This is a genomic window from Bradyrhizobium sp. JR4.1, from assembly GCF_040548605.1.
Taxonomy (GTDB): Bacteria; Pseudomonadota; Alphaproteobacteria; order Rhizobiales; family Xanthobacteraceae; genus Bradyrhizobium; species Bradyrhizobium canariense.
This window is the reverse complement of sequence record NZ_JBEPRY010000038.1, coordinates 15,847-40,567: the sequence shown is the minus strand read 5'-3', so window position 1 is coordinate 40,567 and position 24,721 is coordinate 15,847. Positions and strand designations below refer to the sequence as shown.

Below are 24,721 nucleotides of genomic sequence, written 5' to 3'. Positions count from 1 at the left end.
GCCGGGTTCAGCACCACACAGACCGTTGGGAGCAGAGAATAGCGTGCCGTCGGCGACACCCGAGGCCTCGATCCTCCGGTCATCAGCCAATGTTTCCAAGTGATTTCGCACTGTCACAGAACTAAATTACGTGGGTTCTCTACTCCGTGCCACGTCCACTGCTCGTACAACTTCCGGCGCGCTAGCGACATCGCCTCGAAACCGCGCGTTTGATTATCCGATACGAGAATATTCTCTTGTCCGCCAGATCGGAAAGTCTTGCTGCCCGACCACTCAGAGGAGCGGTACGCCTTACCATCAGCGCCGACGACAACAGCGTATAGACCTCGCCGCACAATGCTATTCGTCATGCTCGTATGACCACTCTCGAACTCAAAGCAATCTTCCTTGGTCACAAGGGTCGGGGGAAGCGCATCCAGAAATAGCGGGCGCCGCAACATGAAAGCGTTGCTGCGAATGTGAGGGTTAGGAAACGAGGGAAATCCGGCGTATTTAGCGCCATACTCTGCCCAAACCACCTCGAATCCATCTTCAATCTCTTTGCGCCTCGATGATTTTGGCGCAACTAATTTTTGCGTCAGAAATCGCTTGGCAAATCGTCGTGCGCGTGTATAGAGCGATGGCGGCTGCTGCGCCAACCAGTTCGGCGCATGCTTTGCTATCTCGTGGCCCCACTGCGCGGCAATTAGCGGATCGTAGGGGATTCCTTGGCTGCAAAGCCACACCGCTTTTGACATGCCCTTCATGCTCTCGCGGACACTTTCGAGAGATCCGGTTGCGCCGACGATGCCTACATCGTCTCGCGATGCGTGAATATGGAGCTTGCCCAACCAACCGTCGGATTCGATCTCGGAAAAAGTATTCAGGAAGCAGACATACTCATGGGGCAACGTTTCGGCGGCCAGCTTGTAAGCTGTGATGTCGAAACCCTCATCGGTCATTTTGATCGATCGATGCTCAACCTGACTACAAATGGCTTCTTGTGGAGAACCGGACGGATCGTCATTAGGAAAGCCCTTCCAAACGATCACCAGGTCATGGTCGGCGCCGATCGAGTGGTGCCTATAAGAATCGATGAAATTGCGAACTGGCGCGACGCCCTCTGCGAACCTCGCAAGGTAGATGACGGCAATTTGCGGCTGGACCACAGCGGCAACCCCCGACGACATGAGCAGTCTCCACGTTTTGACCGACTCAAACACATTAGTTCATATGACTGAGGCCAATTCCGTACCTGACCAGCGCCTCGCTCTCGCGCCGCATATTAGGCAGCGATCGAGCACTGCCTGCGTCGCATTGGACCGCGCCCCCGCTCCGCGCCCGCACAAGCGGCGAGAACGCGGTGCTCCATCCATCCTTTGCAAGCAGAAGGCATATGTCGCGGACTGGCGAATTTTCGTTTATTTCCAGCGGCCAAAGACCGATGCGTTTCAGCGCGGCGACCCGAAAAAACGCAAGCGAATTGCCAGTTGTCGTCACCGTCTGAGGCTTCAGGGCCAAGGCATAAGGGCCTGACCAGGCCGCGCTCCGGCCCAACCACGGCGATTCCAGCGAACCAGCCCGATTGACCATGCAGCATCCGTCCACCACGAAATCGTCTGGATCGACAACGATGCCTCCCACGGCGCCGATCATGGGATGCAACTCGAGCAGACGGGCCACCTCCACAGCAATGTGTTGCGACTCTAGCATGACCCCGTTGGCGGCGAACACCAAAATAGCATCAGAATCGGCAGTCTTAGCCAGCGCTGTGTCGCCCGCCCAGATCAGTTGAGGCAGGGAATCGGTCTTGCGCGCGATATACAGTTCGCGCGCGCCGCGATACTCCGGCCATTCGGCAACCCAGAACCGGTCGGGCGCGGCCAACTTGGCGATCTGACGTTCAAGAACATGCTTCACTGCCTCTATCGAGCGATCGTCGCCCTCAGGCTTGTGGGTAGTCGAAGCGGCATGTTGCCGCCAGTGATAAAGCACCTCGGGAACGTGCTCGATCCGACCATTCGCATCGGAGATCCGCATGACACTGTCCCAATCGTGACACCATGTGGCGCCGGAATCAGTGTAGAGGCCGAGCGATAACGCGCGCTGCCGATCAATGGCGCACAAGTGCCAGATGTACGAACTCTCGAGATTGAGCACCGGATCAAACTTAGCACGAAGATAGGGCGACACCGGCTTGCCTTCGACAAGCGCGTCTTCATCGGAAAAGATCATATCCGGCCGGTCCAATCGCGCGATCGTACTCGCCAGAATCTGAACGGCATCTACGGTGAGCAAGTCATCCGCATCCACCGGCACGATGTAGTCGCCCTGCGCCTCATGTAGCGCGCGACGCATAGCACCCATGATGCCTAACGGCGCCGGCGCAACGACGATCGTTGCGCGCCAATGATCGGCCCCCTCGCGTACGATGTGGGCAAGTGCGGCGGGCGCGATTGGTCCGTGTGCGACGATGACCCACTCCACTGGCTTTAAAGTTTGCGCCATAACTGACGCCGCCAGCGCGTCGAGCAGGTCGATTTTTGTCCCTTCATAAACCGTCGTAATGAGCGAAACCGAGACTGTCTGAGCCGAGAGCTGGTAGCGCGACCGCCGCAGCGCAATATGCATGTCCAGCCAGTCGGAGTAGTCGATAAGCCGAGCCTGCAGGCGCGCCAGATGCTGGAGATTGCCTTCGGTGACTTCCCGGTAGGGGAGTTCCCGCTCAAGGCTTAGCCTTGGAGAATAGACCCGCTGGTCCGGGATCATTGACCAGAACCGCGACAACCAACGCGCCGTCGCGCTACGGGACACAACCGTGGTAAAGCTCCTGTCGACACGTGCGCGCATGAAGGGCGAATAGACAACCCGATTGCCTGCCTCTGCCGCCAACGCGCCCAGCCAAGCACCGAGCATTTCGATCGCGACAGCTTCGCGCCGCAGTTCATCCAAGCACCGCTTCAGGAACGACGTCCGGACGACGCAATGTGCTGTCGAGACAGCCGAAGCCGTATGCGGCTTCCACATCCGCGCACCATAGCCAGGATCGGTCAGCGCGCGACCCTGGTCCGGACAATCGCAGCCATCGCCGTAGCCAAACACGCGCGGACCATCCACAATTATGGAGTCGTTGTGCAGCATGCCGCCGACCATCACCGCATCGGCGAACAATTCGAGCAGCGCCATCGCGTCCCACCGCCACTCGTCGTCGATTGGTAAAATGCCGTGCCATTGCAGGTGAACGAGATCGCTGTCGATTCGCTCGATCACATCGGCGAGGTCGGCAACATTTCCGCGCTCCAGCACGATGGCCATCGGGTTTGCTCCCGCGTCGGACGGAACATCCGCTGCACCAATTAAAATCGTCTGAATCGATTGCGCATGCGATCGTTTTCGCCGAAACCACCAGTCCACATTGTACTGGAAGAGCGGGCTGTTCACGAGTTCGATATTTGTCGCCCCGGAGCGATCAAGAAATCTCTGCAGCGTCCTCTGATGGGACTCAGTGATGTAGGATTTCGATTCGATATTTCCGGACGTCGATGCGGTATGCATACGCCAACTATAAAGTACTTCTGGAACATGCTTCGCCTGTTTGCCGGCGAGCATGAAACGGATAAAGCTGTCCCAGTCGTGGCAGCCTTCGGCAGAGCCGTCGCTGTATAAGCCAAACTGCACCGCCAACTCGCGATCAATGGCGCAAAGATGCGCAATGTAGCAGGAGTGCAGGAACAGCACGGGATCCCAGTCCGGCTTAAAATACGGCGTATGAAACCGCCCCGAGTCCAACTTGTCTTCGTCGGTAAAGAGCAACGCAGGATAGTTGTTATCTTCGATGAAACGAGTGAGCACGTGGACGCAATCGGGCTCGATTAGATCGTCGGAATCGAGCGGCAGAATATAACGGCCCGAGGCCCGCTCGAGGCAGTACCGCATTCCGCCGATAATGCCTCGATTGCCCTCAACGCGCTCAAGCCGCACGCCCGGATGGCGTGCGAGCCTTGCAAGGGCGCGGCGGGTCCCCTCCTCCGTGGAGCCGTTGTCGAGAACTAACCATTCGAAATGCATTCCGCCGTCTTGACGAAAAACGCTGTTGCTAAGTTCTTCGAGGAACCGAGGATCGGTATTGTAGGCCGTAGTGACGAAGGAAAGCAGGCCGGGTGTCTGGTGGTACATTCCATCTTGACGACGACGGGCGAGGCTCGTCTTACGATAGGCTTCATAGTCGCTCTTCGCCACGGATGGCAAGCCCTGCGCCAGCGAATGTGCTGATTCCGGCGCAGGCTCACGCATCCTTTCCAGGCGCGCAACTAATTTCGAGACGATCCCATTGAGGCTTTGATCCCAGTCCCCTGGTAACGCGATAGCGCCAGAGGGGTCGTAACTCGGTAGGCCGCAGTTAATCCGGCTCACCGCGTTCTCGATAGCCCGTCCAACGCTTTCGGCGTTGGGCTCAGCAACGATAATGTTTGGTGAGAACGCCCGCATACGCTCTGCCGTCTTTACCGAGTAGCTGTTGGTGACGACCAGCTTGCCTGAAGCAGCCATTTCCAACGGCGGATAGCTTGGATGCGGTGACAGCATCAACGACAGCATGAGATCGGCGGAACGCACGCGTGCGGCATAGTCGTCAAAGCTCATCCACGGCAGCGGATTGAGCATCACACCTTCGCCGAGCGCAATCGGCGGAATCTTCTCGCCCATCGCCCAGACTTCCCAATTATCTCGGTCGATCACGCCGGATGCGACGGCGCGCCGCAGCGCGACAAGACCAATTTCGAACAGATTGCGCCGGGCGAAGCTGGGGCGAGCGTAAAACAGCAGTACTTTCTTCTTTGATTGAGAAGCGGCGGGAAAGTAATGGGTGCGATCCAGGGCTGGGTTGAACCATAGCGCATCGGCCGCAAATGCCGGGTCTCCATACCGTCCTGCACCTTCCCGGACCAAATGGTCGAGCAGAAGTCTGGTATTGATCACTGGGACATGCGGCAGTCCGTACGTTTCGTGCGCACGGGCCTGAAACGTAGAGCCCTCGTGCAGGATCGGCTCGAAATCCTGAATCAAGTAAATGAACGTCTTGATGGAAGTATCGGCGACGGCGTATTTCGCAATCTGGGCGGTCCACCAGGCTGTGGCGAGAAATACATCGTGGATACCAATCTGGATCGGTCTGGTGCGATCGAATCCATCGACGATCTCAATGCGGCCCCTGGCGAGGGGCCGGCCCAATAGCCGCTCCATGTAGGGAAATAGCGCGTCCTCTTCGCCCTCTAGCGACGTATCGCAGGCGACCAATCGGATAGGCTCGCCGCGCTCTGCCAACATGGATGCGAGCAGTAGCGCTGTATTGGGACCGCCCGACATGCTCTTCAGGCGCAGACTCGGCAGCAGCACATTAACAGCAGGCCGAATAGCTAGATCGTCGACTACCTCGAAATTTAGCGGAGGGCTTAGGTGGTAGCCTGGCACTTGAGAAAGTACCTCGACGTCCGATCGATGCGTAGATTCGGTCGCAGCGGCCTCCAAGCTCCCTTGGGGGAGCAAACTCGAATGCAAGTCGAACGAACTGATTAGCCCGTGGTCACGCACATACTGCGCAACGACGCGGCCCAACTGAGTGTGCCTCATGTGTTTTTGATAAAAAACGAAGCCGTGTCGTAAGACAAATCGACGAAGACGCCGGCCGGTTGTCGAACTATTCTTGGAAAACGCGTGTCGGAGCGACTTCACGCCTGCGCCGAGTATCGGACGCAGAGTCCCGATCCGCGGCACGTCGGACACCAGACCTCGCATTCGATCCGCGAAAAGCCGCGGCATCGCACTCAGTTGCCAACTCGTGGAACTGCGAATCTGATCGAGCTCGCGAATAAGCTGTTCGTTTTTCTGCTTCAGGTCTTCGATCGTTTCGATTGACGTCCGAAGCTCGCGCTCCGTCTCGATGAGCATCTCCTCGGGCGCGGCGGATCGGTTGGTCCAAATATTCTTGCTTTCGTCGAAATACGGATCCAGCTCATACGGAGTGCCATTCCATTCCTTTTTGGCTGGGAGAACCACGTCAAGGGTACCTGAAATAACACGCAAACCAAGGCCATTGTTTGCAGCGGACGCTTTCCTCACCACGCAAATCGAATTGGTGAATTCGACCGAATGGATGAGCGCTAGGGTTTCCTCGTCAAACGCGCATCCGTATTTGTCGAAGACGCCGCGCAGAATTTCGCCGCGGGCCTTGGGCACTCCCCAATGCTCATGGTTGATGACATCCGCAAGGCGTTTGAAAAACGCGATCGAGGAATAGGGATAGTAAAGGCCGCCTTCGAACTGACCCCAGTAACTGCAATGCAGATCCTCGGCGATGAAGATACCGCCATTTGCCAGATGAGGAAAATACAACGCAAAAGTCTTGACGATGTCACTCGACAGATGAGACCCATCATCGATCACAATGTCGAACTGTCCTACTCGCTGTAGGATACGCTGCTGGGTCTGTAAATCATTTGCATTGCCTACGATGACGCCAATGCGCGGATCATCATACGTCAGCCGCTCGCAATCCGGATTGATGTCACACCCGATGATCGCATGCGCCTTCGGAAAGAATTGTGGCCAGATCTCGAGCGAACCGCCGTTCTGAACACCGATCTCAAGCAGCCGGACCGGACCATCTCGCATCGACGCGAACAGGCGGTCATACTCATCGAGATAGAGCGACCATTTGTCGGACATCTTTCCCGTGTGGCTGGCGTAGAGCTCGCGGAGCGTACGTTTAATCATCCGTAATCTTCAACTCCACGCGCTCGAATGGAACCCCCACGAGCCCGTAACGAATTTTACTTGAAGTGACGTTGACGATCAGCGCGTCATGCATCCAATGATGCTGGATGTTGTCGTAGCGATCGCCGTCTGCGACCGAAGCCATGACAGCATACTGCCCGTCCGGAAGCATCGGTAGACGGAACTCGAACACGCCTTCGAATGTCGTGCCCGACTTGATGCGGATCGGCGTCCGATCAGTGAATGGAAAAGTATTCTCTCCAAACAGATCCTGTCCCAATCGATCGCGAAGCAGAAACCCCACGGCCGGCTTCTCGAGCGGACCGTGCGCCTTGGCGCGAACGGTCATGCGAACGCGCTCGCCGCCCTGGTAAATCCCGTGCGGACCGGCTGACAATTTAGTTAAAGAAACGGACTGGATTTCGGCGTGGCCAGTCTTCCAACCGGTAGCAACGGCGGTATTGTCGCGTACGCTGGCGACGGCGCCATAATCCACAACAGGTGCCGCGCGAGGACTCACTGTCAATACTTCAGACGCCGTCCCGCCCGCCGGCTGGTCCGAGGTGACCGAGATCAACTTGGCTTCTTCGCCGTAGACCTCCTGTAGCGTGAACTGGAGGTAGCTTTCGGAGACCTCCCTGGAAGTACCGGTCATCCGGACTTGGCCATGGGACAGCCAGATCGCGGATTCACACAAGTTCTGCACTGCAGCGGTATCGTGGCTTACAAAGAGTAGAGTGCCATGCTTTTGAAACTCGCGGATGAAGCGCATGCATTTCTGCATGAATACCGCATCCCCGACCGCGAGTGCTTCGTCAACCACCAGAATGTCGGCGTCGACATGAGCAATCACCGCAAAGGCCAGCCGGACATACATGCCGCTCGAGTAGGTCTTCACCGGCTGTTCAATGAAATCGCCAATATCGGCAAATGCAGCGATCCGTTCGAAACGGCTGGCGATCTGAGCCTCGGTCAGCCCATAGAGCTTAGCAGCCATATAGACATTCTCGCGACCAGTGAACTCTGGGTTGAAGCCAGCTCCGAGCTCAAGTAGCGCAGCCACGCGGCCGTTGATCTTGATCGCACCTCTACTTGGATTGAGGGTTCCGCAGATCATCTGCAGCAGGGTCGATTTTCCGCTGCCGTTGCGACCGATGATACCGACGGTTTCGCCCTTCTTAACCTCAAGGGAAACGTCTCTCAGCGCCCAGAACTCACGAAAATACTGCTGCGGCACCTTACCCATCAGCGCGCGCAGCCGCGGAAGTAAGGACTGCTTCAAGCGATCGTGCGGTTTGTTGTAGATCTGGTAGCACTTACTGAGGTTCACCACCTCGATCGCAGTTTCCCTAGAGAACATCGGCGAACCCCCGGCGAGTCTTCTGAAACCAGGCAAAACCACACCATGCGACCAAGGCGCCGCCCAAAAGATAGATCAGGTATGCCGACGGGTCCGGCACCTTCCCCCAGAACAACACATCCCGCGCCTGCTCGATCGCGGGCGTTATCGGATTTAGGAACAGCAGGCTGCGATATTTCTCCGGAAATGCATTCACAGGATAAAAGATCGGCGACAGGAACATCAGGATCGTGGTGATCATGCCCATGAACTGCGCGACGTCGCGCAAATAGACACCGAGTGAGGCCAGGAACCAGCTTACCCCCAAAATGAAAAGCAGCAGCGGCAGCAAAACCAGGGGGATCAGCACGACGGTGAGGTGCGGCATTCCAAACAAGAACAGATATGCAATAAACCAAACGCACATGCTCACCGCGCCATGAAAGATCGCCGAACCCAGCGCAACCGAAGGAAGTATCTCTAGCGGAAAAACCACCTTCTTGACGTAGTTCACGTTGCTCAGGATCAGGCTGGGCGCGCGGTTCAAGCATTCCGAGAAAAGCGTGAATACGATCAGGCCGGGAAACAGCACCATCGCAAACTCAGTCTTCGAGTCACTCCCGACATTCCAGCGCATCTTGAAAACCACGCTGAAGACTAGTGTGTAGATGATTAGCATCAGAATCGGATTGAAGAATGACCAGAACAGTCCGAGCACGGATCCGCGATAGCGTCCGACCACTTCCCGGTGCACCAGAGCGCGTATCAGGCCGCGGTTGCGCCACAAGTCCACCAGCATTTTCAGCGGAGAAATCGAAAACTCCTGCATCAACCAAGAACCGCTGCAGCTTCAGATGGCAGAGCCCCTGCTTCTTCGGTAAGCAAATCTGACCAGCAGCTACAGAGCCGCGATGCCCTTTCAAGCCACGCGTTTCCTGGGATGCCACCCACGCACGCCGATCCTACCGCAGTCACATCCTGGGCGGAAAAGCCGGTGGGATCCAGCAATGGGACACAGCAAATTTTCTCGACAATGCGCATTCTTCTTCACCAGGAACTGTGAATCTCGGTTCAACCGTTGAAAGTGCCCCCGTTCTCGTCCCCGAGGCCCACCCTTCGCTGGCCTATGTACCAACCTATGCCACGCAGCACAATCTAACCGCGCTCCGCAGTTGGCAATTCTCCTCCTCACCCCTCCCGCGGCGATCGGATTCCGGTGCATTGCCCTGCTCATAACCTACCGGGAGATGGTACCTTGGTCGTTGCCCCAAGTCATCCTCGTGAAAGCACGCTGCCCGGCCGCATTCATGTTTTGGAAGGCCCGAGTCTGGTTGTCCTTGACGAGAAGATTGCGCTGGCCTCCAAGGCGAAATGTGCCGCTTTCGGCCCATTCTTCCATCCCGTAAACGCGTCCATCCGCACCCACCACCACGCTTTTTAGGCCGCGCTGAAGAATTCGCTGCGTCAGCCCGTCCGGCCCGCTCTCGAAAAGGTACGAATCGTTCTTGGTTTCGATCGATTCGGGCAGTACATCGAGAAAGACCTGTCGTTCGATCATAAAAGCATTCGTTCTGATGTGCGGATTCGGAAAAGGCGCGATGTCGTTCAGGCGCGCCAGCGCACCGTCGGGCCCGATCTCGCTGGCCCAATACGCTTCAAACTTGTCGTCCAGTGTGCGGTCGTGGCGTGTCGAGCGCACGGCAAAATGGGAAATCGCGGTGGCCACCACTCTAGTCGCCAACCGCTTCGGCAGCCGCGTTCTGATTGCTCGGAACAACTGTCGGAGGCCGGCCGGCTTTGGAATCCCCTCATTCTGAAACAGCCACCATCCCTTTTGGACGTGCTTCATGCTGCTGAGAAGGCTTTCATAGGAACCGGTGGCCCCGGCGATTCCGACCGCCGGGTCTGCAAACGCCGCATGCAGTTTGCGAAGCCAGTTGTCAGACGTGATTTCCGAGAACGTGTTGAGGAAGACCACATGTGTGTGCGGAAGCTGCACTGCAGCGTTGGCATAGGCGTTAATGTCGAAGCCGTCATCCGATACTGAAATGGAATGAGGGAATGCACGCTTCAAGACTTTGTCGACGGTGGCTCCTCCCGGCGGGAAGCCTTTTCGGACTACCACGCAATCATGCGCAATCCCGGGAGGATGACGCTCGAAGGATTCGATGAAATTTGTGACCGGTCCTTTTCCTTCGGCATAGCGTGCCAGATAAACAACAGCGAGATCGCTGGCGAAGGTTGAAGCTCGGCCTGGCACGACGTTGTAGTCCTTGTTGCTTGATCACCGAAGCATCTAGATGACCTGCGGCGATGATTGGACAGACCCAGGCTCACCGGACTCGGCGAGGTCGCTGATATACCGCGCATAGGCGCTCTTCCCCAGCGCCGCGCCCAGGCGTGCCAGCTGATCACGATCGATGTATCCTTGGCCGAACGCCACCTCTTCGGGACAGGCGATCCGAAATCCTTGCCGACGCTCAAGCGTAGCGACGAAATCGGCTGCCTCCAAGAGGCTGTCCGGCGTACCCGTGTCCAGCCAGGCAAAGCCGCGCCCCATCAGTTCAACCGCAAGCTCTCCCCACTCGAGATAGGTCCGGTTCACATCGGTGATCTCGAGTTCGCCGCGTGCTGACGGCTTGATGTTAGCCGCAATATCGACAACGCGATTATCATAGAAATAGAGTCCAGTAACGGCGAAGTTCGACTTCGGCTGTAGTGGCTTTTCCTCGATCGAGGTCGCATTGCCCCGATTGTCGAAGGCGACCACGCCGTAGCGTTCCGGATCGGCGACGTGATAGGCAAACACCGTGGCGCCGGTGGTCCGCGACGTGGCGCTGGCGAGCAAATTCGGCAGGCCATGGCCAAAGAAGATGTTGTCGCCGAGAATAAGCGCTGAGGCGTCGCCGCCGATGAAATCGGCGCCGATCACGAATGCCTGCGCCAGACCTTCGGGTTTAGGCTGCACCGCGTAAGACAGCGACAGCCCCCACTGATTGCCGTCTTCCAACAGCGCCTCGAACAACGGCAAGTCCTGCGGCGTCGAAATGATCAGGATGTCGCGGATGCCGGCCAGCATCAGCGTGGTCAACGGATAGTAGATCATCGGCTTGTCGTAGACGGGCAGCAACTGCTTCGAGGTCACGAGCGTCATGGGATAGAGGCGCGTACCGCTTCCGCCGGCAAGGATAATGCCCTTCAACGCAGACCTCCCGTTCCAATCCCAAAAAGACGATCAAGGCAATCCGTCAGGGACTGCTCTAGCGGAGGCAGCCTAACATCGAACACCGCCGCCAGTTTCGCGCTCGAAAGCTGCGAGTTTGCTGGTCGCACCGCAGCTGTCGGATAATCGGAAGTCGAGATCGGGTCAAGCAATACGGACCGCCCTTCCCGGCGGGCGGCGGCATCGATGATCTGTTTCGCGAAAGCGTACCAAGTCATCGGGTCGGGCCCGGCAAGATGCGTGACGCCCGCATAATGCGGCTGCCAGCCCTTCGCCACCCGCCTGGCGATGGCGTGGATCACGTCGGCCATATCCGGCGCATATGTGGGGCAACCTACCTGGTCGTTCACTACCCGCAGCCGGTCGCGTTCCGATGCTAGGCGAAGAATCGTGCGCACGAAATTACCTCCAAACGGCGCGTAGACCCATGACGTACGCAAGATAACGTGCCTTGGGTTCGCCGCGGCGACAGCTAGCTCGCCCGCCAACTTGGAGCGGCCATAGACGCTTTGCGGGTTGACCGGATCGCGCTCGACATAGGCGCCGGTCTTCATCCCGTCAAAGACGTAGTCGGTCGATAGATGGATGACCGGAATGCCATGATCCGCGGCCGCCGCCGCTACAAGGCCTGCGCCATCGCGATTGAGCGCAAAAGCGAGATCGGGTTCCGACTCAGCCTTATCCACCGCCGTGTAGGCCGCGGGATTGACCACCACGTCGGGACGAAATGCGGCAATGGCTCGCTCGACCGAGACTGTGTTCAGCAGATCGACGTCCGGTCGTCGGCCAAAGCCGAACTCAATCTCCTTGTCGGCGGCCGCAGCCTCCCGGAGCGACCGCGCGACCTGGCCCTCGGCGCCAATCACATAGATTCGCATTTGTGGATTCACGCCCCCACGAGACCGAGACGTTCGCCGCCGTAGACATTGTTCCGTAACGGCCGCCACCAATCTTCGCGCGCGAGATACCACTGCACTGTTTTTTCGATTCCGGTTTCGAAGGTTTCCCGGGCTCGCCATCCCAGCTCGGTTTCGAGCTTGCTGGCATCAATCGCGTAACGCTGGTCGTGCCCCGGGCGGTCGGCAACGAACGAAATCAGCTCATGATGCGAGGCGTCGTTCGGGCGTAGGCGATCCATCCACGAACAGATCTGCTGGACCACTTCGATGTTGGTCCGCTCATTGCGTCCGCCGATGTTGTAGGTTTCGCCGGGTCTGCCTTTTGCGAGAATGACGCCAAGCGCCCGGGCGTGGTCTTCGACAAACAGCCAATCGCGAACGTTGGAGCCGTCGCCATAGACCGGAAGCGACTTGCGATCCAGTGCGTTGAGGATAACCAGCGGAATCAACTTTTCAGGAAAATGATACGGCCCGTAATTGTTGGAACAATTGGAAACGATGACAGGCACATCGTAGGTTCGGTGCCAGGCTTTCGCCAGATGGTCGGAAGCAGCCTTGGTGGCCGAATAGGGAGAACTGGGATCGTAGGCCGTGGTTTCGGTGAACAAGCCGGCCTCTCCCAACGACCCATAAACCTCGTCCGTCGAGACGTGGACGAAACGAAAATCATCCGCCTTTTTCCTCGCCGACGCAGTGTAGCGGCGAGTCGTCTCGAGCAGCGTGAAGGTACCGACGACATTGGTTTTTAAGAACAGGTCGGAGCCGGATATCGAACGATCGACGTGGCTCTCAGCGGCAAGATGAACCAGTGCGTCCGGCTGGTATTTCTCGAAGATCGCAGCCATCGCGGCGCCGTCGCAGATATCGTGCTTTTCGAACGCAAACTGCGGACTGGACGCAACCAGCGCCAGCGACGCCATGTTGCCGGCATACGTCAATTTATCAACCACGACGACGTTATGGCCGAGATCGGCGATGAAATGACGACATACCGCCGATCCGATAAACCCGGCTCCTCCAGTCACGATCACCCGCATTGCGCGACCTCCTCACCCCCCGAATTGAAAACCCGGAGGGACGTCTTTCAACCGCGGTTGCCTCCGGTCCTTGTCCGATAAGACCACGTCACCCGCCGAAATCCGCCAATCGATGGCTAGATCAGGGTCGTCCCATGCGATACCACGATCGCATTCCGGCGCGTAGTAATCGGTCACTTTGTAGATGACCTCGCAATCGTCGGTCAGTGTGACGTAGCCATGAGCTAAGCCGGGCGGCACCCACAATTGACGCCAGTTCGCCGCCGACAGCTCGACGGCGACGTGGCGGCCAAAGGTCGGCGAGCCTACCCTGATGTCAACGCCAACGTCGAGAATTGCTCCGCGCGAGCACCGCACCAGCTTGCCCTGCGCGTGGGGCGGAAGCTGATAATGCAAGCCGCGCAGCACGCCTTTCTGCGTCGATACCACGTGATTGTCCTGCACGAACGCCGCTTCGACGCCGCTCGCAAGTAGCGCATCCGCACGAAACGTCTCCGAGAAAAATCCCCGCGGATCGTTATGCCTCGCTGGGCTCACCAGCAGAATGTCCGCAATCTCGAGCCGTTCAATCTTCATAGCCACTTTCGGATGATCTATAATTCTTCAAGCGTCTGCCCGCTGGACGCGTCTGACGTTCTATGGCTTAAGGCATCCTCTCTGGAACCTAAAGCATTCCTGGCGTCAACGTGCTAATACCTTGAAGGTATCATAATACTCAAGACGTTTTCGCTTTCCGGACAATGATCCGAGACTTGCCTGCAGCCAACACAAAGTTGAAATCGATCAATGTTAGCGACTGTCGAAACACGAACCGGCGAAAGACGTCCCACCGAGACCGTTACTTGGGGCGCCGGACAAAAGTCCTCCGAAATGGCCATTGCCGACATTCGGGACGGTTTCGCCGCCTGGCGTCTGTGGGGCCGGATGGGATGGAACGACATCCTTCAGCGCTATCGCCGCTCGTTGCTGGGACCGTTCTGGCTGACAGCCAGCATGGCAATCATGGTGGTGGCGCTGGGATTCCTATACGCTGAACTGTTCAACACCCCGATTCGCGATTTCCTGCCCTTTCTCTGCACGGGTCTGCTGGTCTGGAATCTGCTCGCGACCTTCCTCAGCGAAGGCGGCATGATCTTCACGACGGCCGAGTCCTATATCAAGCAGGTCCGGCTGCCCTACTCGATCTATGTTTATCGGTCGAGCTGGAGCAAGATTATCGTCTTCGCCCATAACTTCGTGATCTATTTTGGGGTCCTTGTCTATTTTGGGATCTGGCCCGGTGCCACGGCCTTACTGGCGATTCCCGGACTGATCCTCCTTGTGTTGAACGGCACGCTGGCAACGGTCTATATCGGCATTTTGTCCGCCCGATTCCGCGACATCCCACCACTCATCAACTCCATCGTGCAGCTAATATTTTTTGTTACGCCCATCATGTGGAAGCCGGAATTGCTCCATCGCCGGGCCTATATCGCCGACATCAATCCGTTTTTCCATCTGATCGAGATCGTGCGGACGCCGTTGTTGGGAAATGTCCCCAACCTCAAGAACTACGTTGCCGTGCTGTTGATCACGGCCGTCAATCTTGGGCTTGCCGGTTTGGTCTTCACGCGCTTTCGCCCGCGTATCGCCTACTGGATCTGACGATGATGAACACCGACAATAATCGGTCAGAACTGACGATGGAAAATGTCAGCGTGTCGTTTCCCATCTATCATGGTGGGTCGCGGTCGTTGAAGAAGAGCCTGCTATTCCGTAGCTCCGGTGGCCATTTGGCAACCGACGCTAACCAGCGCATCGTCGTCGAAGCGCTGCGAAACGTCTCAACGCATATCGCAGCTGGCGATAGGGTCGCACTGATCGGATCAAACGGCGCCGGCAAAACTACCTTGCTGCGCGTGATGGCTGGCATCTATGAGCCGGTCGTCGGCACGGTCCGCACTCGCGGGACGATCTCTCCTATGCTTGACATCGGTCTTGGCATTGATCCGGACATCAGCGGCTATGAGAATGTCCGCATGCGCGGCCTAATCCTCGGCATGACGTCCGACGAAATCGCCAGCAAAATGCAGGACATTTCGGACTTCACGGAGCTTGGCGAATATCTGGACATCCCGGTGCGCACCTATTCCTCGGGTATGATGACGCGATTGACCTTTGCGGTGGCGACCAGCTTTGCCCCCGAAATCCTATTGATGGACGAGTGGATCATGGCTGGCGACGACCGATTCATCACCAAAGCCAGGCATCGCATCGACAATTTCGTCGCGAAGGCGAGCATCCTGGTGCTCGCTTCCCATAGTGCCGAGACCTGCCGCCAGTTTTGCAACAAGGCCCTCTGGATGGATCGGGGCATTATCAAAGCGGCAGGTTCCCTCGAGGAGATCCTCGAAATGTACGCGGAGACGCAAAGAGACCGCGTCGAACTGGCGTGAGCGTCCGTTACAGGCGGCTGAACAATACCCCACGAGAAGCTCCAGATTGCCGATGAAGCTTTGCCGCAAGACACCGGACTTCCAGATCAGCCACAGCGACTAAGCGGCCTGCCTGATCCTGCCGTAACGGTCGAGGACCGATGAGCATTGCCCGATCACGGAGCAATGGAGTGTCGCTATACAGATAGCAGACATTTCTCTGTCACTGGCTCACAAGATATGGGAGAACGAGCTAAAATGGCTTTTCTAAAACTTTTGAGCCAAAGCACGACGTAAGCGATGCCACGCTGGTGCCTGGGCGAAAGTCTTTACGCAGTCTGGTTGCGCCACTAGACTCCGGCAGCATGCGAAAATTCCAATCCATCCAAGCACTGCGCGCTTTAGCCGCCAACATGGTGGTCGTATTCCATTTCGTAGGCCTTAATGCGAGGATCGACCCGCCGTACCGAGCAATCGAGTCCGCCATTGCAAATCTGGGCATCGGGGGCGTGCATTGCTTCTTCGTTATTAGCGGGTTCGTGATTACGACTGTTGCGCAGCGTGAGAATTGGCAGCAGTTTCTTTTTTTGAGAATTGTTAGGATTTACCCGATTTATTGGGTTTATTTGGCGCTGATGATTGCGTTTTATATGGCAAGAGGCTGGCCCGATCCCGCCCCCGCCTTTCTCAATTCGATTTTTCTTCTGCCTGCAACGACCCCACTTTTACCGGTGGGATGGTCGCTGGTCCATGAGGTCTATTTCTACGCAGTGGTGGCGCTCGCACTCGCGCTGGGACTCTCTATGGTGCGGTTTCTCACAGGCTGGGCCGTACTGATCGTCGTCGCTCAGCTATTTACAACATCCACGAATCCTGTGTTGCAGATCGTGACGCACGCCTCCACGATTGAATTCATTGCTGGCGGATTCATCGCTTTAGCGAATGTACGGCGTCATGGATTGGCAATACTCGTAACCGGCGCAGCTCTTGTCGCCGTTGGACAAACCTTGTGTGGATTACTTGATCCCAGTCAGCAATGGTTGCGGATGTTGCTCATCGGCTCACCCTACATTTTGGTGGTATATGGAGCGATTTCGCTTGAAAGCACTGGTTGGGGGGCGCCCCCTCGGTGGGCGATCAAACTGGGCGATGCTTCGTACTCCACTTACCTCAGCCACTTTCTGTTGCTTGCACTTTTGACGCGGCTTTTCTCGACCCAACAACACGGCTTAGTCGCGCAGATTTTATTCGCAAGTTTGTGCATAATTGCAGCGAACATTTGGGGCGTATTGAGCTTCAATTATTTGGAGTTAGCAATCTTTGGGATTGTACGAAATAAAAAGGCGGGAGAGATTGTCACAACACATACGGCGACAAACATAGGTTGATCGCGATCAGTCCTGCTTGAGCTGACCCAGAGGCTCGATGAGTCATTCCACAGCGAAATCGGCAGCCGAACACCTTGAGGGTTCGGATTCGTTTGGCCTTCGCGGTGGCGCCAGCTTGCCTTCTATTAACGGACGAGTGGTTTATGGCTGACCACGACAGATCGCATTGACAATTCGTCGCGAAGGTGGATTCTGATGCTGCCTACCACAGTGTCGAGACCTATCGCTAGTTCCGCAACTAGGCGCTTTGGATGGATCAGGGCACTATCAGAGCGGCAGGGTCGCTCGAGGAGATCCTCGAAATGTATGCAGAGGCGCAACGAGGCAACTTCGAGAGGGCGTGAAGCGGCCTCACAGGCGACCAAACAGCGCCCCTACAAAAAGCGCGAGATTCTCGAGGAAGCTTTGCCGGTAAACGCCAGATTTCCAAAGGAGCCATAGCCGCTTGGGCGACGCTGCCAAACGCGCTTGGGTGTAGCGGGCGAGGACGAGTGCGTTGTACGGCGTCAGCAGGCTTCGCATGCTGCCTAGCACGTTCAGGTTTACCTCATTCCACATTGCGAATCTTCCGCCCAGGAATGCGAACGATCGAACAAGCCGAGCCCGCAGACCGATGTTAGCTCCGACAAGATTTTCCACATGTTGTCTGTATCTTAGGCTGGGCCAGGGATCGTAATGCGCAACGCCGCCGATCCCCGTCACGACCTGGTACGTCCACCAATCGTGCGATACCAGAGCAACCTCACTCGGGGTGGCCCGAAGCGCCAGCCGCGCCGCGCGATTGAACACCATCGTGTTGCCGCCGCCGATGTTCTGCACCAGGGCATTCTGAAAAGTTGGCTCGCGTAAGAAGAGAGGTGAGAAGCCAAGCGGCGCGCCGCTCTCTTCCATCAACTCGGTTCGCGTAAAATACAGAGCTGGACGATCGCTCGGACGCGCTTCGAACCAGCTCACCGCCTTCGCAAGTTTCTCCGGAAACCAGACGTCGTCCTGGTCGCTGTAGGCGAACAGGTCGCCCTCGATATCGTCAGATCGGACCAGCGACGCGAAATTCTGCCAGAAACCCATCTGCGGCCCTCGCCGCACCACCACCCGCTGGGGAACCTGCTTGGCAAACTCCTCGATGATCTGAATCGTATTATCCGTGGAGCCGTCGTCGGACACCAGCAAATCCCAGTTGTGATAGGTCTGCGCCTTATAGGAGTCGATCTGCTCCTGAATAAATGCGGCGCCGTTTCTGGTCGCGAGCAGAATGACGACTTTAGGGCTTGCTAACGGCAACTGGGATGATTCCTGATTGAGCCTCTCGCAGCCGTCGCTGCGACGACGCTGGAGATAGACTCGATCATCTCTTAAACTATCCATTTCATTTTTCAAATCGCGGATGAAAACCTCGCGGATTCCAGCCAAAATCACGGACCGCCGGCGCGGGATCGAACACCATGTCCTTCGCCATCCGGGCGCCCATCGCGGGATTTGCATTCGGAAGCAACGGCTTTGCTAGGGCAAATGCCAGCCGCCAGACAAATGGCGGCGCTGATATGATCCGGCGCGGCTTGTTGAGCGCGTCGAAAATCCGACCGACCATCTCACGATAGCTGATCGTCTCACCGCCCGGCAGCGCATAGGTTTTGCCGATTGCCGCGTCGCTTGCTGCCGCGGCAATGGCGCCGATCGCCAGGTCTTCCGCGTGCACGGGCTGCCGCAGCCCGGCGCCGTCGCCCATCAAAGGTAGCATCCCGAACCGCCGAATGAGCCGGGCCAGCCGCGAGATGTTGCCGTCGCGGCCCTCTGCATAGATGATGGTCGGGCGCAAGATGGTCCAGCCGACGTTGTAGCGCTCGCATGTGGCGATCAGTCGCCCCTCCCCCTCCGCGAGCCGCCGCAGCAGCTCGCGCTCTGCTGCGACTTCGGATTCTATCTTTGTGACGATGCTGGTGGAGGTAAAGGCGACAACACGTCTCAGCGCCGGCGTATAAATATGCGGCAGCGCATCCGCCAACCGACCAACCTCCGCGGTGCAATACAAGGTCTCGAACGAAGGCGGCTTCAAGGTCTCGGGCGTGGCGAGATCACCCTGGAGCCACACTACACCGCAGCTGCGGTGGTTCACCCGGGACAACGCCAGCGGCGTTTCGCCGGACTTGACCAGATGTTCAACGATATAGCTTCCGACGATCCCGGTGGCGCCTACAACGAAACTCTGCATCCCCATCAACTCACTGCGGCGGCGCGGCGGCCTTCATCGAACAACGCGATCAGGACGTACTACATGGGTCTACCGCCTGACGTCGCCCCCGGTCGTTTAATCCTGATCGGGTGGCGCCGGGAGTGTTAGCAGCCTGGCGCGAGCTCAGATAGCGGGTACGGAAGGAAATTAGCGCCACGCGTCCGCGTCCGGAACTCCATTTTTGATCGGGCTGCACGTTGCAGGCGGTATCAATGCCCGCTGATCAGACGCAACGCACATAACGCACCTTATGGGAAAATGGTCATCTGCTGGCCCAGATTCAAATCTTCTTATGTGCGCCCACACCGAATGATTCGCGCGCCGTCTGTAGCAAAAGCCGCGATGTCGCCCCTCGGCAATGCGGCGTGCCTCGATGGCGCCTCCCATGACCGATTTGCACAATTGAGAGCGACTTGAGGTGTGCTTCAAGGATCTCCCGCGTTCGATCCGTACCTAGGTCGTCGCGGCACGATGGCATCAACGTACTTGCCGACTTAATCCGGTGTGCCTTGGACAAGAAGCGCTTCACTGCGAACGCGGGGGTAAAATGCACCCCGATTTTGGGACCACGTGCTTAGGCCGCTACTCGGCTATGGCGGTACAGTCCTGGTGCTCCAAGAGCATAAACAGCGGGCGCGACAAGGCGGGCCGCCTGAGGTCGCACACGGTTTGCGGCATCCTGATGCACTCGAGCCTGGCGGTGACAACCGAAGGGCTGCCGCTTGGACTGACGGCGGTCAAATTCTGGACCCGGAAGAAATTCAAGGGGACTGCCGCGCTTAAGAAGAAGATCAATCCGACGCGCGTTCCGATCGAGAAGAAGGAGAGCATTCGGTGGCTGGACAATGTCCGTCAATCCACAGAGCTGCTGGGCGATCCGGGACGATGCATCCATGTCGGTGATCGCGAGAGCGACATCTATGAGCTGTTCTGCGCGGCCCGGGAAGCTGGAACGCATTCGTGATTAGGACTTGCGTTGACCGTTTGGCCGGGGATGGAAATCACACGATCGCCGACGAAATGGACGAGGTTGCCGTCAAAGGACTGCATCGCATCAACGTTAGAAACAACAACGGCGATCCCGACGAGGCCATTCTCGTGATCCGATATCGCAAGCTTCGCGTCCTGCCGCCGATCGGAAAGCAGAAGCGCTATCCCGCGCTGACCTTGACGGTGATCCATGCCGAAGAGCGCGGGACGCCGAAGAATGGAAAGAAAATCGAGTGGAAGCTGATCACAAATCTGCCTGTTAGCTCCCGCACCGACGCCATTGAGAAGCTCGAATGGTATGCTTTGAGATGGAAGATCGAGGTGTTCCACAAGATCCTCAAATCAGGCTGCAAAGCTGAGGAATCAAAGCTCAGGACCGCCCAGCGTCTGACCAATCTGATCTCGCTCCTTTGCATCCTGAGTTGGCGGGTCTTTTGGATGACGATGCTCAACCGTTCGGCTCCAGACGCGCCGCCAACCCTCGCGTTGACCGCGACTGAAATCGGCGTGCTCGATCGTCTCGTGAACGACAGACCAAAAGCAAGACGGAAAACGCTGTCGCACTATCTGATCAAGGTCGCCCGGCTCGGCGGTTATCTCGCCCGCGCCAGCGATCCGCCACCCGGCAATACCGTCATGTGGCGCGGGCTGTCACGTCTCACCGACATAGCGCTAGGTGTCATGGTCGGAGGAGAATCTGTGGGTAATTGAAAGCCTCACCGGAAGCATACCGTCTATCTGTATGGGCGCCCAATTCAACATCTGACTTCAGGCCTGCCTCTCAGCTTCTGGATGTGTGGCCCGCATTCCGAGCAATCGCAAAACCAGAACGGCGGTATCTGTCCGTACTTTACCGCATGCGGCGCAATTCAGCCGGGCGATTACTTCCGGAGAGTGGGCCATTTCGGCTGGCACCAACGATCGCGATCCAACAGCGCCTCTTTCCGACCTAGCGGCGGAGGCGGGACCTGGTGAAGTGATCGGCAGAGGGGCTCCAATAAAGACGGGAGAAAGTCCTAACCTACGCTAGTCACAACCGTAGAGTTTAACGATCCAGCGCCTCCCGCAATCTCTCCGCTTTCACTGGGCAGTCACAACCCAGTGGTCGTGAGCCGCCTTGAGCGTGAGCGTCGCCCTCTCCAGCTCCCAGTCACCGGATTGACCTAAGTGGTTCTGCTTCCTACGGAGGCGGTTGCCCTTAAGCAGTGACGAGTCGTCACCTATACCAAATGAAAGTTGCCTTGATGCGCCAATAACTGCGCAATTACAAAGTGCTGGAGGATGGCGGCATCACCGGGAGTGTCTATGACAGCTTCTCCTAACGTATCACCGTGAATGGTTGTCAATACGGGGCCAAAATCGGCCCCCTTATCGAATTGACGTGCATGCTTTGAGTCTGCGAGATAGAGGCTGCTTTGATCGAGAGTCGGCGTGAACACGAAACTATCGTGCGCAATATGAATGAATGGCAAGCTGGCGCTTTGGCTGGGCTGAGTAGCGGCGAGCGCTCCAGCGTTCGGGGCGTCAACAAAATGGAAGTCATTCCGGAAATGCTGATCCAGCCATTGAGGAGGCCCAACGGGTGCACCATTAGGTGCGGCCACGGCGCTAGAGGCAGAAGTAGAGCCGATCGTACCATCGCCGTTGAGGTCCTGATGGAAGATCGTCTCGAATGACTCCAGCGATCCGCTGTTTGGCGGCGCGCTTGAGAGGAGATCTGTAACATAGTTGCCGCTGCTGTCGCTGCTCCAGATGTTGTAGAGACCGCTGGCTGAATTCTTCCAGGCTACATCGTAGCCGCCGCTGACAGCCTCTGCACCGAGGATGGTCCAGTAGCTGCCAAACTGGCCAGCAGTAAGCGCCGCCCCACCAAACTTCAGCACCGATCCGCTATTGCTCCCAACCGGTTCAAGATAATAGTTGCTCCCAACTTGTACCAGGCTGGTCGTACCAAGTGCTTCGATCGTCGTGCCGACAAGGCCGAACGTACCATCGCCGTTGAGGTCCTGATGGAAGATCGTCTCAAGCTGTTCGAGGGCAGCGCTGTTTGCCGCGACGAGACCGATGTCGGAGACGTAAGTGCCGTTGCTGTCCGTGGTCCACACCGAGTACTGATTGGTGGCAGAGTCCTTCCAGACCACGTCATAGCCGGCGCCGATCGCTTCTGTACCAATCGGTGCCCAAGCGCTGCCGAATTGTCCGGCGCTTACAATCAAGCCAGCATATTTGAGTTCCGGACCGCTTCCGCCGGCGACCGGGTCGAGAAAGTAATTGCCTCCAACTCGGACCAAGCTGGTGCGGCCGAGTGTCTCGATATTCGCAGTGATGGGCCCGATCGTTCCGTCGCCATTGAGGTCCTGATGGAAGATCGTCTCAAGCTGTTCGAGGGCAGCGTTGTTTGCCGCGACGAGACCGATGTCGGAGACGTAAGTGCCGTTGCTGTCCGTGGTCCACACCGAGTACTGATTGGTGGCAGAGTCCTTCCAGACCACGTCATAGCCGGCGCCGATCACTTCTGTACCAATCGGTGCCCAAGCGCTGCCGAATTGTCCGGCGCTTACAATCAAGCCAGCATATTTGAGCTCCGGACCGCTTCCGTCGGCGACCGGGTCGAGAAAGTAATTGCCTCCAACTCGGACCAAGCTGGTGAGGCCGAGTGTCTCGATATTCGCAGTGATGGGCCCGATCGTTCCGTCGCCATTGAGGTCCTGATGGAAGATCGTCTCAAGCTGTTCGAGGGCAGCGTTGTTTGCCGCGACGAGACCGATGTCGGAGACGTAAGTGCCGTTGCTGTCCGTGGTCCACACCGAGTACTGATTGGTGGCAGAGTCCTTCCAGACCACGTCATAGCCGGCGCCGATCGCTTCTGTACCGATCGGTGCCCAAGCGCTGCCGAATTGTCCGGCGATTACGATCAAGCCCGCATATTTGAGCTCCGGACCGCTTCCACCGGCGACCGGGTCGAGAAAGTAATTGCCTCCCTGCTGCACCAGTTTGGTCATTCCGAACGTCTCGATGACGACGGGTGCAAGTTGGCTTATGAGCGTAGTGTTTGAGACGGTACCGTCGGCAAATTGGAAATTCTCCACGCCGGACAAGGTATCGGTGCCGTCAGGCGAACCCGAGCGCTGGTCAATCAGCGTAAATGTCTGCGTCGCCGAATTGTAAGAGATGCCGTAGCTCGCCCGATTGCCGGAATACACCGCCGTGTCGGTGCCGGCGCCGCCGATGATGGTGTCGCTGCCACCGCCTCCGGTGACTGTGTCGTTGCCAGACCCGCCGTTCAGAACGTTGGCGATGGCGTTTCCGACGATCGTGTCGTTGCCGGAGCCGCCGATGGCGTTGTCGATGTAGGAACGCGCGTCGTTGTTGTAGAGATAGGCATTGTAGACGTTGCCCGACGCGTAATGGCCGTTGCCGAGATTGGCGAGCTGAACCGACGAGAACAGAGACGACGCACCTGGATTAAGGTTGATGCTCAAGTTCGTCGTGTAGTTCGACAGGTCGTAGGTATCGACGCCGCCACCATCCCAGATCGTCTCGTCGATGCGATTGGCCGGCCCACCGACACCGCCATTGTCGGCCGGCTGGCCAGCGCCGTTGATGAACTCCTGCCCGGTGGTCGGGCTCCACGTATAGACGGTGGTCCCGCCCTGGGTGGTGTAGTTCGCGCCGTACATCGTCTGCAGGGCGAGAATATCGTTGGCCATATAGGTCTGCGGATACCCATAGGCTTCGTTGGTGTAGCCGCTCGTGGTGGAAGCACCGACATAGCTGCGATAGCTCATGACGGTGTATTCGCTGTCGTCATGCGCGCTCGGCACCGCGACATTGGCGGGGCCGCCTGCCTCCTGACTGTGCTTGAGGCCAAAGGCGTGTCCGAGCTCGTGCAACGCAGTCGTGAAATAGTAATTGCCGAGCGCCGCCTGCGAATAATTGTAGGCAGTTCCGAACCACACGTCGCCGCCGGACGCGTAATTGCCGGGGTAATAGGCGTAGGATGTCGGATTGGCGGCCGGCGACTGCGCGACCATGATGTCGGCGCCGTTCGTCCCGGCGTACTGGATGTTGGCGTTGGTGTAGCCGAGGATCAGTCCGATCGCGTAATTGATCGCCGTCTGCATCTGACTCGGCGCCGAGGCAAAACCCGACGTCGTCGGCTCACTGCTGCCGCCGCTGTAGGGACTGGCGTAGTCGCTTGCAGCGTCCGGAAAGCTGTAGGTGATCGTGCCGGACCATTTGTAGCCCGACAGCAGGCCGTCGATTTCGGCGTTGTTGGTTGCACTGACGTTGACGGCGGTGGCCAAGGAAATCTCCGAAGCAGCTAACCCCGTTCGATTCGGGGCGCGACAGGTGATTCTAGCTTGAGAGTTAAACGTTTGGTTTAATTTTGGCGAGCCGGTCCGGACTCCTTCCATAACGCCGTGTTAGCCATCAAATCCCGTATTCAT

The 24,721-nt window shown here is 57.5% G+C and carries 17 protein-coding genes; 5 read left to right on the top strand and 12 right to left on the bottom strand.

Translation table 11 applies throughout. The features are described from left to right. Nucleotides 1–113: 113 nt before the first annotated feature. From ABIB90_RS38385 to rfbC, 9 genes are all read right to left on the bottom strand, one after another. Nucleotides 114–1,169 carry a hypothetical protein gene (locus tag ABIB90_RS38385; protein WP_354202624.1) on the bottom strand — a complete coding sequence of 352 codons (1,056 nt, stop codon included), beginning with the start codon at nt 1,167–1,169 and terminating at the stop codon, nt 114–116. 34 nt (nt 1,170–1,203) lie between these two features. After that, complete coding sequence (locus tag ABIB90_RS38380; protein ID WP_354202623.1) at nt 1,204–6,750, bottom strand: rhamnosyltransferase WsaF family glycosyltransferase; 5,547 nt, start codon at nt 6,748–6,750, stop codon at nt 1,204–1,206. Then, nucleotides 6,743–8,110, bottom strand: coding sequence for an ABC transporter ATP-binding protein (locus ABIB90_RS38375; protein ID WP_354202622.1), 1,368 nt, complete (start codon nt 8,108–8,110; stop codon nt 6,743–6,745). Before ABIB90_RS38375 ends, ABIB90_RS38380 begins: the two co-directional genes overlap by 8 nt. Then, nucleotides 8,100–8,918 (bottom strand): ABC transporter permease, encoded by an 819-nt coding sequence (locus ABIB90_RS38370; protein WP_354202621.1) that lies wholly within the window; start codon nt 8,916–8,918, stop codon nt 8,100–8,102. Before ABIB90_RS38370 ends, ABIB90_RS38375 begins: the two co-directional genes overlap by 11 nt. A gap of 408 nt (nt 8,919–9,326) precedes the next feature. Further along, on the bottom strand, nt 9,327–10,349 hold the full coding sequence (locus tag ABIB90_RS38365) for a hypothetical protein (RefSeq protein WP_354202620.1): 1,023 nt from the start codon (nt 10,347–10,349) through the stop codon (nt 9,327–9,329). Between the two features lie 36 nt (nt 10,350–10,385). Continuing rightward, nucleotides 10,386–11,291 (bottom strand): glucose-1-phosphate thymidylyltransferase RfbA, encoded by a 906-nt coding sequence (rfbA, locus tag ABIB90_RS38360; RefSeq protein WP_354202619.1) that lies wholly within the window; start codon nt 11,289–11,291, stop codon nt 10,386–10,388. Further along, nucleotides 11,288–12,190, bottom strand: coding sequence for a dTDP-4-dehydrorhamnose reductase (gene rfbD / locus ABIB90_RS38355; RefSeq protein ID WP_354202618.1), 903 nt, complete (start codon nt 12,188–12,190; stop codon nt 11,288–11,290). The genes rfbA and rfbD overlap by 4 nt, the downstream gene beginning before the upstream one ends. Before the next feature lie 8 nt (nt 12,191–12,198). After that, on the bottom strand, nt 12,199–13,248 hold the full coding sequence (rfbB, locus tag ABIB90_RS38350; RefSeq protein WP_354202617.1) for a dTDP-glucose 4,6-dehydratase: 1,050 nt from the start codon (nt 13,246–13,248) through the stop codon (nt 12,199–12,201). A 12-nt stretch (nt 13,249–13,260) separates the two neighbouring features. Next, on the bottom strand, nt 13,261–13,824 hold the full coding sequence (gene rfbC / locus ABIB90_RS38345) for a dTDP-4-dehydrorhamnose 3,5-epimerase (protein ID WP_354202616.1): 564 nt from the start codon (nt 13,822–13,824) through the stop codon (nt 13,261–13,263). A 294-nt stretch (nt 13,825–14,118) separates the two neighbouring features. On the opposite strand from rfbC, the gene ABIB90_RS38340 reads away from it, so the two are divergent. The 3 genes from ABIB90_RS38340 (at nt 14,119) to ABIB90_RS38330 (ending at nt 17,050) form a co-directional block, all read left to right on the top strand. Then, nucleotides 14,119–14,892, top strand: a complete 774-nt coding sequence (locus ABIB90_RS38340; protein WP_354202615.1) for an ABC transporter permease — start codon at nt 14,119–14,121, stop codon at nt 14,890–14,892. A gap of 2 nt (nt 14,893–14,894) precedes the next feature. Continuing rightward, nucleotides 14,895–15,683, top strand: coding sequence for an ABC transporter ATP-binding protein (locus ABIB90_RS38335; protein ID WP_354202614.1), 789 nt, complete (start codon nt 14,895–14,897; stop codon nt 15,681–15,683). A 344-nt stretch (nt 15,684–16,027) separates the two neighbouring features. Continuing rightward, a complete protein-coding gene (locus ABIB90_RS38330; RefSeq protein WP_354202613.1) occupies nt 16,028–17,050 on the top strand; it encodes an acyltransferase family protein in 1,023 nt (340 codons plus the stop codon). A 351-nt stretch (nt 17,051–17,401) separates the two neighbouring features. Here the strand turns inward: ABIB90_RS38330 and ABIB90_RS38325 are convergent, their stop codons facing one another. Both ABIB90_RS38325 and ABIB90_RS38320 read right to left on the bottom strand, forming a co-directional pair. Next, on the bottom strand, nt 17,402–18,466 hold the full coding sequence (locus tag ABIB90_RS38325; RefSeq protein WP_354202612.1) for a glycosyltransferase family 2 protein: 1,065 nt from the start codon (nt 18,464–18,466) through the stop codon (nt 17,402–17,404). After that, the gene (locus ABIB90_RS38320; protein ID WP_354202631.1) at nt 18,417–19,259 is read right to left on the bottom strand and encodes an NAD-dependent epimerase/dehydratase family protein; all 843 of its coding nucleotides are present in this window, start codon (nt 19,257–19,259) and stop codon (nt 18,417–18,419) included. Before ABIB90_RS38320 ends, ABIB90_RS38325 begins: the two co-directional genes overlap by 50 nt. 721 nt (nt 19,260–19,980) lie before the next feature. On the opposite strand from ABIB90_RS38320, the gene ABIB90_RS38315 reads away from it, so the two are divergent. Beyond that, the gene (locus ABIB90_RS38315; protein ID WP_354202611.1) at nt 19,981–20,244 is read left to right on the top strand and encodes a hypothetical protein; all 264 of its coding nucleotides are present in this window, start codon (nt 19,981–19,983) and stop codon (nt 20,242–20,244) included. After that, nucleotides 20,241–20,981, top strand: coding sequence for an IS4 family transposase (locus ABIB90_RS38310; RefSeq protein WP_354202610.1), 741 nt, complete (start codon nt 20,241–20,243; stop codon nt 20,979–20,981). Before ABIB90_RS38315 ends, ABIB90_RS38310 begins: the two co-directional genes overlap by 4 nt. Nucleotides 20,982–21,490: 509 nt before the next feature. Here the strand turns inward: ABIB90_RS38310 and ABIB90_RS38305 are convergent. Next, complete coding sequence (locus tag ABIB90_RS38305) at nt 21,491–24,577, bottom strand: M10 family metallopeptidase C-terminal domain-containing protein (RefSeq protein ID WP_354202609.1); 3,087 nt, start codon at nt 24,575–24,577, stop codon at nt 21,491–21,493. Nucleotides 24,578–24,721 lie beyond the last annotated feature (144 nt).

Excerpts from the sequence above, each read along its gene's own strand:
- rfbD (WP_354202618.1), bottom strand. The coding sequence starts at position 12,190 with ATGCGAATCTATGTGATTGGCGCCGAGGGCCAGGTCGCGCGGTCGCTC.
- ABIB90_RS38330 (WP_354202613.1), top strand. The coding sequence starts at position 16,028 with ATGCGAAAATTCCAATCCATCCAAGCACTGCGCGCTTTAGCCGCCAAC.
- ABIB90_RS38380 (WP_354202623.1), bottom strand. The coding sequence starts at position 6,750 with ATGATTAAACGTACGCTCCGCGAGCTCTACGCCAGCCACACGGGAAAG.
- ABIB90_RS38340 (WP_354202615.1), top strand. The coding sequence starts at position 14,119 with ATGGCCATTGCCGACATTCGGGACGGTTTCGCCGCCTGGCGTCTGTGG.
- ABIB90_RS38385 (WP_354202624.1), bottom strand. The coding sequence starts at position 1,169 with ATGTCGTCGGGGGTTGCCGCTGTGGTCCAGCCGCAAATTGCCGTCATC.
- ABIB90_RS38320 (WP_354202631.1), bottom strand. The coding sequence starts at position 19,259 with ATGCAGAGTTTCGTTGTAGGCGCCACCGGGATCGTCGGAAGCTATATC.
- ABIB90_RS38335 (WP_354202614.1), top strand. The coding sequence starts at position 14,895 with ATGATGAACACCGACAATAATCGGTCAGAACTGACGATGGAAAATGTC.
- rfbC (WP_354202616.1), bottom strand. The coding sequence starts at position 13,824 with ATGAAGATTGAACGGCTCGAGATTGCGGACATTCTGCTGGTGAGCCCA.
- ABIB90_RS38375 (WP_354202622.1), bottom strand. The coding sequence starts at position 8,110 with ATGTTCTCTAGGGAAACTGCGATCGAGGTGGTGAACCTCAGTAAGTGC.
- rfbB (WP_354202617.1), bottom strand. The coding sequence starts at position 13,248 with ATGCGGGTGATCGTGACTGGAGGAGCCGGGTTTATCGGATCGGCGGTA.
- ABIB90_RS38370 (WP_354202621.1), bottom strand. The coding sequence starts at position 8,918 with ATGCAGGAGTTTTCGATTTCTCCGCTGAAAATGCTGGTGGACTTGTGG.